General features: G+C 40.1%; 14 protein-coding genes. 2 read left to right on the forward strand and 12 right to left on the reverse strand.

The window, feature by feature from the left end; translation table 11 throughout:
* Positions 1-10: 10 nt before the first annotated feature.
* From QFZ87_RS00405 to QFZ87_RS00420, 4 genes are read right to left on the reverse strand one after another with little or no spacing between them, the layout of a single operon-like run.
* A complete protein-coding gene (locus QFZ87_RS00405; RefSeq protein ID WP_309856398.1) occupies positions 11-550 on the reverse strand; it encodes a histidine phosphatase family protein in 540 nt (179 codons plus the stop codon).
* A 19-nt stretch (positions 551-569) separates the two neighbouring features.
* Positions 570-1,667 carry a threonine aldolase family protein gene (locus QFZ87_RS00410; protein WP_309856400.1) on the reverse strand — a complete coding sequence of 366 codons (1,098 nt, stop codon included), beginning with the start codon at positions 1,665-1,667 and terminating at the stop codon, positions 570-572.
* Between the two features lie 46 nt (positions 1,668-1,713).
* A complete protein-coding gene (locus tag QFZ87_RS00415) occupies positions 1,714-2,214 on the reverse strand; it encodes a hypothetical protein (protein ID WP_309856402.1) in 501 nt (166 codons plus the stop codon).
* 25 nt (positions 2,215-2,239) lie between these two features.
* Positions 2,240-2,839, reverse strand: coding sequence for a class I SAM-dependent methyltransferase (locus QFZ87_RS00420; RefSeq protein WP_309856405.1), 600 nt, complete (start codon positions 2,837-2,839; stop codon positions 2,240-2,242).
* A gap of 131 nt (positions 2,840-2,970) precedes the next feature.
* Here QFZ87_RS00420 and QFZ87_RS00425 point away from each other — a divergent pair, with 131 nt between their 5' ends.
* Positions 2,971-3,789, forward strand: a complete 819-nt coding sequence (locus tag QFZ87_RS00425) for a PRD domain-containing protein (protein ID WP_309856408.1) — start codon at positions 2,971-2,973, stop codon at positions 3,787-3,789.
* Positions 3,790-3,851: 62 nt separating this feature from the next.
* On the opposite strand, the gene nagE is transcribed toward QFZ87_RS00425, so the two are convergent.
* From nagE to rlmD, 5 genes are all read right to left on the reverse strand, one after another.
* A complete protein-coding gene (nagE, locus tag QFZ87_RS00430; RefSeq protein ID WP_309856411.1) occupies positions 3,852-5,303 on the reverse strand; it encodes an N-acetylglucosamine-specific PTS transporter subunit IIBC in 1,452 nt (483 codons plus the stop codon).
* A 144-nt stretch (positions 5,304-5,447) separates the two neighbouring features.
* On the reverse strand, positions 5,448-5,930 hold the full coding sequence (locus tag QFZ87_RS00435) for a PTS sugar transporter subunit IIA (protein ID WP_309856414.1): 483 nt from the start codon (positions 5,928-5,930) through the stop codon (positions 5,448-5,450).
* Positions 5,931-6,193: 263 nt separating this feature from the next.
* The gene (locus QFZ87_RS00440; RefSeq protein WP_309856416.1) at positions 6,194-7,108 is read right to left on the reverse strand and encodes a Gfo/Idh/MocA family protein; all 915 of its coding nucleotides are present in this window, start codon (positions 7,106-7,108) and stop codon (positions 6,194-6,196) included.
* 18 nt (positions 7,109-7,126) lie between these two features.
* Entirely contained in the window at positions 7,127-7,627 is a 501-nt protein-coding gene (locus tag QFZ87_RS00445) for a YehS family protein (RefSeq protein ID WP_309856419.1), read from the reverse strand.
* Between the two features lie 26 nt (positions 7,628-7,653).
* The gene (gene rlmD, locus QFZ87_RS00450) at positions 7,654-9,024 is read right to left on the reverse strand and encodes a 23S rRNA (uracil(1939)-C(5))-methyltransferase RlmD (RefSeq protein WP_309856420.1); all 1,371 of its coding nucleotides are present in this window, start codon (positions 9,022-9,024) and stop codon (positions 7,654-7,656) included.
* Between the two features lie 136 nt (positions 9,025-9,160).
* Here rlmD and QFZ87_RS00455 point away from each other — a divergent pair, with 136 nt between their 5' ends.
* Positions 9,161-9,877, forward strand: a complete 717-nt coding sequence (locus QFZ87_RS00455) for a hypothetical protein (RefSeq protein WP_309856423.1) — start codon at positions 9,161-9,163, stop codon at positions 9,875-9,877.
* Between the two features lie 153 nt (positions 9,878-10,030).
* On the opposite strand, the gene QFZ87_RS00460 is transcribed toward QFZ87_RS00455, so the two are convergent.
* The 3 genes from QFZ87_RS00460 to QFZ87_RS00470 form a co-directional block, all read right to left on the reverse strand.
* Positions 10,031-11,494, reverse strand: a complete 1,464-nt coding sequence (locus QFZ87_RS00460; RefSeq protein ID WP_309856425.1) for a nicotinate phosphoribosyltransferase — start codon at positions 11,492-11,494, stop codon at positions 10,031-10,033.
* A 63-nt stretch (positions 11,495-11,557) separates the two neighbouring features.
* The gene (locus tag QFZ87_RS00465) at positions 11,558-12,103 is read right to left on the reverse strand and encodes a cysteine hydrolase family protein (RefSeq protein WP_309856429.1); all 546 of its coding nucleotides are present in this window, start codon (positions 12,101-12,103) and stop codon (positions 11,558-11,560) included.
* 136 nt (positions 12,104-12,239) lie between these two features.
* Complete coding sequence (locus tag QFZ87_RS00470) at positions 12,240-13,181, reverse strand: diacylglycerol kinase (protein WP_309867559.1); 942 nt, start codon at positions 13,179-13,181, stop codon at positions 12,240-12,242.
* Positions 13,182-13,233: the final 52 nt, after the last annotated feature.

Here is a 13,233-nt window from a genome sequence, read left to right on the forward strand (position 1 = left end):
GTATTTACTTTTACCATACACGCTTTAGCCTAACTTCATTTTCCTCGAATTCTAATAGGAATACATCTGGATTACTAAGGTTCTTCCATTGTTCAAAACCAAAATCAGACTGATAGTTTTTCAGTAGTAAAGACATCAAATTCCCATGTGTGACGATGACGGTATTTTCAGCTTCACCATTTAATACCTCTTCAACCACACTTACAACCCTCGCCATCGCTTCACGGGTTGACTCGCCTCCATCAAATGTTAACTCCAAATCATTGTAGGTGGCTTGTAGTTTTTCCAGCCAATCCTCTAATACCTTTGTACTTAAGATTCGCTCAGATAACCGTTCATCCGTTTCCACTTCGATCTGTTTCAATTCAGCCAGCGGATTCACGGAATAAATTGCTCGTACAAATGGACTTGAAACAATTCGGTTGATTTCAATTTCCGAAAAAAATCCCGCTAACTCAGCTGCCTGCTGGACGCCTTTATCCGTTAAGCGAGCCTCCCTTGGCTGCCCCTCCGCTTCACAATGCCTGACCACAAAAATCCTTTGAGTCATCCATTCCTTCCCCCAAACTTTACTTTCTAATTGCTTTTATTTTTTTATCAAGAACCTCAAAGGTCTTTCTGAGTTTCTCTTTGGGAACAGCCGCAAATCGATCGCCAATATTCAGCTCGAAGTAGCATTCCTCCGCGTGGATTTCTCGTAAATAGCTGGTCAATCCTAGCCCTGTTTCCTCATATACTGCTAAAAGAATCGGCTCCAGTTCTTGTTTGGAAACATGTACATGCACGTGGAACATATTAGAAACCGGTATTGCCGGCTTGGTTTCGACTGCATGGCATTGATTATAAAGTGCTGCCAGCTCCTTTGCTTCCTCAAAATACTGGGCCATTTTAGGAATCCTTTGATCAAAATAATAATCCGCACTGATTATGTATGGGTATAGACTAATTAAGTCCCCACCGTGGCGTCTTTTCCACACTTTTGATTCCTCTGTAAAGGCCTTTTCACCTGCAAGAATGGCTCCAGCAATGCCTCCAAGCCCCTTATAAAAAGATACATACACACTATCAAAAAGCGCACATATTTCCTCTGCCGACTTTTGGTAGTAAGGGATAATTTCAAAGAGTCTTGCCCCATCTAGATGCAATTTAATGCCTTTTTCACGACAGTAAGCTGATATCTCCTCAAGTGTTCGATAATCCGGCAATTGACCGCCAATCTCACGCTGTGGTAATTCTAGCAATAAACAAGCAATCCCCTCGTCCATACCAAGGACGTCTTCCAAACTAATTACTCTACTTTTATCAGCCAGCAATACAGGCTCGATAAGATGCAATTCCTTTAAACCATCTTCTTCATGGATTTCTAAATGACTCAATGGATGATAAGCAACTTTTTTGACACCTTTTTGATCACACCAAATCCGTAAGGCAATTTGCTGCGCCATCGTTCCACTTGGGAAAAACACAGCCGCTTCTTTCCCTAAATAGGCCGCCATTTTCACTTGAAAATCCTCGATGATCTTGCCTTTCCCATACATATCACTTTCCAAATCCCCATCCACATTCGCAAAAGCCTCTTTTAGGACCTGAATATCTCGATTTCCGTGACCAGGTAATTGATATTCCGTCTCTTTAAATGCATCTAATAATGTCTTCTTTTCATTCATATTCAACGTCCTTCCCCACTTTTCCCCGTGTATAAAATACACTCACTTAAACTAATACAAACATATGAAGCACAAAGGCTGCAAGGAAAATCATCGCCGATACAAGGTGGAATTTCCTCCTGAACCCTGAAGCCTTTTTATGACGCAAATACCCGGCAGCGAGAGTAATAACCAGGAATACCAACGCCAGGTATCCGCTTAACAATTTCACATGGTTGAACCCAAGTACTCGGCCAAACTCATATAGGTTGATCCATGCGTGACCCAAAATGATCGTTGTTGCTAACAAAGCAATTTTAATATGCCATTTCATTAAGTATCGGGAAAACTTTGCAAGCCGTATTTTCACCTTGCGGATGGATGTATTCCTGATAACAAGAAATATGAAATACATGTTGATATTAATCAAAAATAAGATGACACCCAACTGCGCTAAAGTTTGACCTGTTACAACTAATGTACTATCATGCGGGCGGAAGAACCATATATACACAACCGATAGAACAATTAATAAAATGTTGGCTACCGTCCAGATACGGTGATACATGAAAGTGCCTCACTCCTTTCACCTACTATCCTAATCGATAAATTAAAAATCGTTCATTCCGATTCTTTTCATAAACATATGGGAGAACCACTTCCTCTATCCATTCAAAAGCTGTTTCCTTTTCTAAAAAGTAAATATAATCTTCCGCCGGATAATATAAAACCAGCTCGATTTCCCGTGGTGATTGTTCATAGGAACGCAAAATATTATTAATAATTTTTCTAAATACTTGAACAGAAAAAGGGTTAAAGAAGTAAAATCGATTGTCTTCTTGCTGCACTTCGTACTCTTCTGCTAAACAGCAAAGAAAGTGAACCTTTTCCCTACTAGTCTTTTTCGAATAAGTTTTTTGATTTTGAACAGCAGCCTGATAGAGGTCATTATCCATTTCCACCCCGACCACCGAAGCGCCGAAGAAATAGTGGATATAAAAATTAAGACGTCCTTTTCCACAGCCAAAGTCCACAATATGATCTTGGTTATTTAACTTATATTTTTCAAATAACACCTCAAGTGCACTATAAGGTGTCGGTTCATACCGATGATAGTGCAAAGATTTATGAAATCCCTGCTGTACCTCTTTTGTTTTTATGTTTAGTAATTTATCATAATAATGTTCCTTCATGGCTGTCTCCTACCTATTAAAAAACTCAATAAAATCAAACCTCTTTTCATATTATCCCATATCAAAGAAGGAAAAAGGAGAACCATGTAGAAATGTAGAATAAATCGGATTACTATGGAGCTGACGCCCTTTTGAAAATAAAAAAAATCTTAAATAATAATGCCGTTGTGGTTTCTGATAACAATGAAGAGAAAATTGCGATCGGGGCAGGCATCGCTTTTCAAAAGAAAAGAAATGACATTATTAATCCAAATAAAATTGAAAAGCTATTTATCATGAAAGAAAACGAGAAATTTCAGCAGCTGCTGCTTAAAATTCCTGAGGAACATTTTGCCCTCGCTGAGGAAATCATCACATATGCAGAGGAAGCTCTTGGGTCCAAATTAAATGACCATGTCCACATCGCCCTTACCGATCACTTATCCTTTGCAATTGAAAGGGGAAGTCAAGGTATCCATCTGAAAAATAAACTATTCCATGAAATAAAAACGCTCTATAGAAAAGAGTTCGATATCGGAATGTGGGCCATCAAACATATTGAGAATAGGACCACTATCAAAATGCCTGTTGATGAGGCAGCCTATTTGGCACTTCACATTCATACAGCTAAACTGCATGGTAGAGATATGAAGCAAACATTGCGGCAAACGGCGATTATTGGCGAAATGATACAGACAATTAAAGAGTGCCTTCACATATCCATTGAGGAGGACGACCTATCGTATCAACGGTTATTGACCCATCTCCGTTTTACACTTTCTAGAAGCAGCCATTCTAGGCAGCCGATTATGGATGATGAAATGCTGACAATGATTAAAAAGAAATTCTCAATTTCCTATCAATGTGCCAAAAACGTCGCGAAACTTCTCACAGAACAATACAGCATCCACCTTCCCGAACACGAACTGGGATATATCACTATTCATATCGAAAGATTAAGAAGTCTGTAATATTAAAAAGAAAAACGCTTAGACGAATTTGTGACGTCTAAGCGTTTTTCCATACCATCTGATTATTTCTTTCGAATCTTCATGATTTCATCCGCTACGAACTGGACATTTGTTCCTACGATGACTTGAATGCTTTGTTTTCCAACGATATTGATCCCTGGAACACCGGTTGCCTTAATTTTCTTTTGGTCTACTACATCCATGTCTTTTACTTCTAATCGTAAACGTGTTACACAGTTATCGACAGAAACCACATTGGCGTCGCCGCCCAATCCTTCATAAATCTGCGCTGCCATTACTGCAAATTTACTTTCACCTGTAGCAACACTCACTTCGCCAGATTCAGCCTCTTCATCGTCTTCCTCTCGACCAGGAGTCATTAAGTTGAACTTAACGATAATGAATCGGAATAAGAAGTAGTAGATCACCGCAAATACGAGACCTTGAACTAGTAACATATATGGCTGATTAGCAATTGGTATTCTTAAGCTCAGCACAAAGTCGACTAGACCCGCACTAAAGCCAAAACCAGCTGTCCAATGGAACGCGGCTGCAATTGCTAATGACAGACCTGTTAAAATTGCATGTACAAGGTAAAGCATTGGTGCAACAAACATAAAGGCAAATTCAATTGGTTCCGTTACACCAGTAAAGAAGGCTGCGAAGCCCGCAGCTAACATCAAGGAAGCTACTTGTTTTTTCTTCTTTGTTTTTGCCGTATGAACCATTGCTAACGCGGCAGCTGGAAGGCCAAACATCATAACAGGGAAGAATCCTGCTTGGTACATGCCTGTTACGCCTTTTTCCCCTTTACTTGCCCAGAAGTTCCCAATGTCATTGATACCAGCCACATCAAACCAGAACACCGAGTTTAATGCATGATGTAACCCTGTTGGTATTAATAGACGGTTGAAGAAACCATATAGACCGGCACCAAGCGCACCTAATTTTGAAATTCCCTCACCGAAAGAAACTAATCCAGTGAAAATGACTGGCCATACGAAGAATAGAATAGCTGAGGCTACTAACATCGAAACAGCAGTCATAATTGGTACCAAGCGTTTACCACTAAAGAATGCCAGTGCATCAGGTAATTTCACATGACTGAAACGATTGAACATCGTTGACGCGACAATACCTGAAAGAATCCCTACAAACGCATTTCCAATTTTTCCAAACGCAGGGTCTACCTTTGCTGGATCAATGCCTTGTAATAAAGCCACTGTATTGGTTGAAAGCAAGGTAGTAACAACTAGATAGGCGACCAAACCACTCAGCGCTGCCGACCCATCTTTTTCCTTTGCCATCCCAAGTGCTACCCCAACTGCAAATAGGATTGGGATATTATCAATAATCGACGCCCCTGCTTTAATCAAGAAAGCTGCTAACGGGCTGTCTGCTCCCCATCCAGTAGGGTCAATCCAGTAACCGATACCCATTAAAATCGCAGCAGCTGGTAATACAGCTACCGGCAGCATCAAGGAACGACCAATTCTCTGTAAATATTTCTTCATTTTCTAACCTCCTCTTAAAATGACGACCTACTAACAAAACAACTAATCATACAAAATACGAACAACTAAAAATAAAATAATTCCCTAAAAAAAATGCACAATAGCCGCCGTTTTGTCAGTCTACTACCCCCACCATCACCTCCTTTAAGCCTCCGTAATAATAACGGTTTCCCCTTTAATGCACTTTTTTTCTTGTGTAAAAATGTACTGTTTGCCATTTTCATTACTATTTGTAATAACAATAGGTGTTATGATACTTTTTGCTCGTTTTTTTATCGTATCCAAATCAAATTCCATCAACAGTTGCCCGGTAGTCACTTTATCTCCCACATTGATCGCTATCGTAAATCCTTCCCCGTTTAAAGATACGGTTTCGAGACCGACATGAATGAGAATTTCGGTTCCATCTACTGCACGAATACCAATCGCATGCTTAGTCTCTGCAATGAGAATGACGCTCCCCTTTACAGGCGAAAAAACTTTCCCCTCTTCAGGGATCATAGCGATTCCCTCACCCATCATCTTTTGACTAAACACCGGATCTGGAACCTCGCTCAGCGGTAGGATTTCTCCATTTACTGGTGCATATATAGAAGCTTTCTCCTTTTTAAATATGTTGAATCTCATCTTCTTTACTCCTTTTTTCTTGGTTAAATGTCCATCTAACCCTATTATTATCTTACGGTCTCGTATTAACTCCTAGTACTAATAACTACAGAGCTTATACAAATAAAAAAGGCATGGAGGTATAATAAAAGGACATGAAGATGCCTTTCATTTTACCACCATGCCTGATCGTATCAGTAACATGTGATCATTATTAATTAATAACTTTATCATATCACTTTTCTGCAAGATTACAATATGTAAGCGTAAACATTTTCGTAACGCTATGATTTTTTCAATAACTCTTGGATGACTTTTTCACAGATTTCATGTGTTTTAAGCGCATCTTGTGCAGAAATCCCTGGGGTCGCATTTGTTTGTACCGATTGGACAAAATCTGCTACCATCTGTTCAAACCCACGTCTTAATAAGGTTGGCTCCCAGTCGCTGCTCCGAACATCAACTGTTTCCATATTCTTCAAAATAGTCAGTTTGGACACATTTTGGACCGTTCTTTTTTCAAGCGGCCCCATGACCTCGGCTATTTCTTCATTCGTCCCATTATCACGATTCATAATGCCAATGGCCGACCTGCCGTCACTAGCAATGAATTGAACCACTACATGATAAAGAGTGTCTTCAATCATTCTACCGTTGACAATCAAATCTTTAATGGGGTATGGAAATAGATACCTCATTGTATCTATTACATGAATAAAATCATCATAAATAAACGTCTGCGGTTCTCCTGGTAGACTATTGCGGTTCTTCTGAACCACGACCATATTTGGCTCCGCCACTTCTTTTAATTTTGTATAGGAAGGGGCATATCTCCGGTTAAACCCCGTCATAAGAATGAGTCCATTTTCCTCCGCCAACTCGACAAGCCTTTTCGCTCCATCATATTGATCGGAAATAGGCTTATCTACAAACACATGAATACCACGTGTTAACAGTGACTCCACAATTTCCTCATGGGAAGCGGTAGAGGAGTGAACAAATGCCCCGCTAATGCCACTGTTCATTAATGACTCCATGTCAGCATGAAGATGTTCAAACCGGTACTTGCTGCCAATGGACCTTAGCTTCTCTTGATTTCTTGTATAAAAATGAAACTCAATTTCTTTCATGCCGCTATAGACCGGCAGATATGCTTTTTGCGCAATATCCCCTAGACCAATAACACCCAATTTAAGCATTTTGTTCCCCCTCCAAACTTAATCTCGGTATTGTATAGCTAGTCCTTTTAAGAAGTTTCTAGCGTATTTGTCACCGCACTCTTTATAATTTTTATGGCCTACTTTTCTTAATAAAGCACTTAATTCACCTTTTGTGATCGTAATCCCTGCACTATCTAATATATCAATCATATCTTCACTAGTTAGAGATAGTGCTATTTTCAATTTCTTTAAAAGGATATTATTCACACTTTCCTTAGAGAATTGTGGTCTATCAGGTTGGCCGGGTTTTGGCTCTTGCCTGCCGCGCTTAAAGGTAATAAGGCCATTTAAAAATGACTCAAACATCTTATTATTGCATTTTATTACGTCTTCCTCATTGTCTTCCTCATAATCTACATCGTCATTTGATTTTGTAAGAATTTTAAGGACTTCCTCTTTTGTAACTTCAACGCCACCAAGCTTAAAGATCTCAACCATATCCGTATTTTTTATATCCAAAGCATATCTTAATCGTATTAATATATCATTATTTTCCATTTAGAATAGAACCCTCCATACTTCTTCTACTTTCTCTCAAGCCAGGCACAGCACTCGACGTGCGTCGTCATTGGGAACATATCAACCGGTTGCACTTCTACTGTCTTGTAGCCTCCGTCTTCTAAAATCCGCAGATCCCTTGCTAACGTTCCTGGGTTGCAAGATACGTAGACAACCTTCTTCGGCTTCATCTCAATAATCGTTTGCAGCAATGCTTCATCGCAGCCTTTGCGCGGTGGGTCCACTACTAAAACATCCGCCGTATTTCCTTCCTTGTACCACTTTGGAATCACAACCTCTGCTTCACCGGCAGCGAATTCCGCGTTCTTGATTTCATTCAATGCCGCATTTCGCTTTGCATCTTCAATCGCCTCAGGAACCACTTCTACACCAAATACTTTTTTGGCCTTTTGTGCTAAAAATAAAGAAATTGTTCCAATGCCACAATAGGCATCAATGACATTTTCTTCTCCACTTAAATTGGCATATTCCAGTGCTTTCTCATACAAGACCTTTGTCTGAACAGGATTTACCTGGTAAAACGATAGAGCTGATATCGCAAACTTTACATCACCAATATAATCATAGATGACCTCGTTCCCCCATAAAACATTGGTTTTCTCCCCCATGATTACATTGGTTCGTTTGGAATTAACATTGTGAACGATTGATTTTAACTTAGGCAATCGAGCGACCATTTCCTCAACCAGCCGATTTTTCTGTGGCAGGTCCGTGGTTCTTGTAATGATGACAACCATCAGTTCTTCCGTTTGTTGACCATAGCGCGCCATAATATGCCTAAGTACACCTTTATGGCTTTCCTCCTGGTAGGCAGGAATACCAAGCTCAGTGCAAATTTCCTTTACTACCTGGACTGCTTCATTCACCTCAGGCAACTGAATCAAGCTTTCATTGGTATCAACAATTTCATGGCTTCTTGGCTTGAAAAATCCAGCAATCAGTTTACCATCTTTCTCTCCGACTGGTACCTGTGCTTTGTTGCGATAATGGAACGGTTCTTCCATCCCTAGAATCGGATGTACGACCACATCCTCTAATTTGCCGATCCGAGTGAGCACTTGCCGAACTTGATTTTCTTTATATTTCAGCTGCCCTTCGTAGCTAATGTGCTCAAGCTGACAGCCGCCGTATTTATGTTTTTCTTCACTGGGAATATCGACACGGTACGGGCTTTTTTCATATAGCTCGATTAACCGGCCGATTCCATATCCTTTACCGGTCTTAATTACCTTAATCTTCGCTTTTTCACCAGGCAGACCATTGGGGATGAATAACGGATAACCCTCAACCTTTGCAACTCCTGCTCCGTCATGGGTTATATCCTCAAAAATGACATCTATATAATCGTTCTTATTTACCGGTACTGTTCTGCTCATTTGCTTCGTCCTTTGCTCCGTTTTTGACTAGAAGAATTGTATCACATTCTGAGGAAGAATACGAAACAGGCCCCATGCGATATGAGTTTTATGCTAAAATTTTCCTATACTGTTATTTGTTTTGAGAGGAGCCACTATGAAAAAAAGAAATTGGCTTTACCTTTGCTTGATTGTTCTATTATTTACAGCAGGCTGGTATGGTTATCAAACTGCGACTGACGATACCTATGAAGGCATGTCCATTATTCCTGAAGAGCATAAAGACATCCCCTTATATCCCGGATTAGAACCAACAAGAAGTGAGTATGTGATGGAAGGCGATTCTTGGCGGGAGGTTTTTGCATTTTATGAAAAACAGCTGCCTAAGCGAGGCTGGATTTTAAGTAATAAAGGTTCGGCTCTCGATGATGGGGATCCTGAAAACGATTGGTCGGGAGCGTATTCCGAATGGACAAAGGAAGGGTTCGACGGTGTATTATGGATTTCGGTCACCTATAATCAAGGAGACAAGCAAACAGAGGTCATGTTTGATCAAACTCCAATTCTACATTCCGCCACTTGGATTGAGCATGCACCTGAAAGCCTATGTATGCATGCTGATGCGTTACGGCCAGACTGTGTGAAGGTTACTGATCCGGATGAAATAAAGGCAATCATTCATTTTATTAATAATGCATATGATTCAAAAGAAAAAGCACCTGCTCAAAAAAATGCAGGCAGAATAGACTTTGGAACCTTTGATGTATACTTCCAATATAAAAAGGATGAGGAGATTATTCTTTGGTCAGAGAAGGGTACTAAAAAAATGAAACCCGAGCCAGAGTTTTTGGCACTTTTGAAGCGGTCGTCCTAATGAAAGACATTTCTATTCAAATTTCCTTATATTTTGTCCTTCATCGGCTTTATGAAGGACATTTCTTTTCATATTCTCTTATGTTTTGTCCTTCATCGGCTTTTCTTTATTAACAAACACCAAAAAGACGCCCCTCTCAGGACGCCCTATCATTTATTCTTTCATCGCAGCTACTTTCTCTTTTACCTCTTCAATATTCTTCATTTTGTTATCCCAGCACTTTTGGCTTAAGTCGACTGGGTATTCTTCTGGGTTCATAATCCGCTTGTATTCTTCCCATAACGAATCTAAATTCGCCTTTAAATAATCACGTGATTCTTCCAAACAAGGAAGCTCATACACAAGTTCGCCATCAACAAAAATATTTTCATGAAGCGGTTTAGCCGTAAAGTTTGTAACCACCTTATTAATGTACGTATGAGTGGGATGGAACATTCTCAGACGCTTTTCAGGGAGCTTCTCATCCTCCATCGCAATATAATCGCCCTCTGCATGGTGATTCGTATTATTAATAATGCGATAGATTTTTTTCAGCCCTGGAGTCGTTACTTTCTCCGGATTAGAGGAAATTTTAATCGTATCCTCCAGCTCCCCCTTGTCATTCTCAATACAAACGATTTTATAAACAGCCCCAAGTGCAGCTTGATCATAGGCAGTAATTAGCTTTGTACCAATTCCCCAGCTATCAATTTTTGCACCCTGTGCCTTCAAGTTAATAATCGTATACTCATCTAAATCGCTGGAAGCGTAAATTTTTGCATTCTTAAATCCAGCTTCATCCAATAACTTACGTGCTTCTTTAGAAAGATACGCAAGGTCTCCGCTATCTAAGCGAATCCCAATAAAGTTAATCTGATCTCCCATCTCTTTTGCCACTTTAATCGCATTCGGCACGCCAAGACGGAGTGTATCATACGTATCAACTAAGAACACACAATCCTTATGGGACTCCGCATACTTACGAAAAGCTGTATATTCATCTTTATATGCTTGAACCATGGAATGAGCATGGGTACCAGCGACTGGAATCCCAAACAATTTTCCTGCTCTCACGTTACTTGTTGCTTCGAAACCTGCAAGGTAAGCCGCTCTCGTTCCCCAAATAGCTGCGTCCATCTCCTGGGCACGTCTTGTCCCAAATTCCATTGCAACCTCATTGCCCACAACTTGTTTGATTCTTGTAGCTTTCGTGGCAATTAATGTTTGGTAATTCACAATGTTGAGCAAAGCTGTTTCAATTAACTGTGCTTCAGCCAAAGGCGCTTCTACTCGTAAAATCGGCTCATTGCCAAAAACGAGTTCGCCCTCTTTCATTCCACGAATGGTTCCAGTGAACCTTATATTTTTTAGATATTCAAGAAAATCTTCTTGATAACCAACTTCATTTTTTAAGTACTCAAGGTCGTCTTCCGTAAAGTGGAATTTTCGAATGTACTGAATGACCTTTTCAAGACCAGCGAAAACAGCATAGCCATTCCCAAACGGTAGCTTGCGGAAAAATAATTCGAAGACCGCACGTTTATTATGTATACCATCTCTCCAATATGTCTCTGTCATATTAATCTGATAAAGATCGGTATGAAGAGTATAACTATCATCTTGATAAATGTGTTTCATAATCGCCCTCCGAAATACTATTACAGATTCTCACTATTACAAACAATAATATCATTAAAAAGACTATTTCACCATAGCACCAAGCGATTGTTCAAAATGTCCGAGGGCCCATTCATGTCCCGCTTGATTGAATGAGGCAACAGCGTCCTTGTAAACAACGATTTTGAAGCCTTTATTATACGCATCTACCGCCGTATGCAGCACACAAATATCCGTACAAACCCCCACCAAATGAACCTCCGTAATGCCACGCTCCCTTAATTTGATTTCCAAATCTGTACCAGCGAAGGCAGAGTACCGTGTTTTATCCATAAAAACAACATTTTCCTGGTCTTTATTTTTCTCATATTCATCCTTTAATGCTCCAAATAAGTCTCTTCCAGATGAACCACGAAGATTATGCGGTGGGAATAATTTTGTTTCCGGATGGTATTCATCCCCTTGGTCATGGACATCAATAGCAAAGACCACGTAATCGCCATTTTCAATAAACTCGTTCGTTAGTTGAGTGATTTTCTCCTCTATGGTCTGACCTGGTTTTCCACATGTTAGTGCCCCACTATCTGCAACAAAATCAAATGTATAGTCAATGTTGATCAATGCCTTCATATCCCACACCCCTTATTTGTCTTGACGGTTGTCTACAAATCATTATCTACCTTTATTCTAGAGCTGATTCGGATTTTCCTCCTATAAAAAATCCACTCTACTAAAAAAGCTCGCTCCAATTGGAACGAACTTCTTGTTAGCTATATCTTTTACCCGACTCCCAATCTGTCGGTCTGTCGAGCGGACGAATATGGTCAAGTGGCACAAACACTTCTAAATGACGGTACAGATTTTCAAACTCTGCTGGTAGCAGTCCGCCAAATTCACCGTCTAAATTTAACTGCACCCTGTCATCGGAATACACTTTAATACGATTTGCCTGTGTGTAAATGACATTGGGGTCATTCACATGTTCACCGCGAACGGCTAAGGTTGAGATCCGAATAAACTCAGCCAAATTCACTTTTTTCAAAATTAACAACGAAAACAATCCATCATTGATCGAGGCATCAGGCGCAAGCTTTTCAAATCCTCCAATGGAATTCGTCAAGCCAACAAGGAACATCATGGCTTCTCCTTCGAAAAGCTTCCCATCATATTCAAGCTTTAGATGCGAGGATTTAATTGAAGGAATCATTTCCATTCCTTTTAGGTAGTAGGCAAGCTGACCAAGCATTGTTTTTAATTTGCTAGGGACCTCATATGTAAGCTCAGTAAGCCTTCCGCCACCTGCGATATTTATAAAATACTTTTCATTAATACGACCAATATCAACGGGAATTAATTCCCCTTTTGTGATTATGTCGACAGCGGCTCCAATATCCCTTGGAATTTGAAGCGCACGGGCAAAATCATTTGTTGTTCCAGCTGGAATAATGCCTAATTTCGGACGATACTCCTGCTCAGCTAAGCCGTTAACCACTTCATGAATAGTTCCATCTCCACCCGCAGCAATGACTACGTCGTATTGACGTTCAACAGCAATTCGTGCTGCATTCGTTGCATCACCTGCTCCGGTTGTGGCATGACAAGAAGCTTCATAGCCAGCCGCCTCTAATTTCATCAGTATCTCCGGCAACTGACGCTTAATCAATTCACGTCCTGAAGTTGGATTATAAATTAGTCTTGCTCTTTTCATCATCATCATCATCCTAATTTTTTTAAATAACAACGACTCTGTCAATTCTATA

Origin of the sequence: Bacillus sp. SLBN-46 (assembly GCF_031453555.1) — a bacterium.
Classification (GTDB): Bacteria; Bacillota; Bacilli; order Bacillales; family Cytobacillaceae; genus Neobacillus.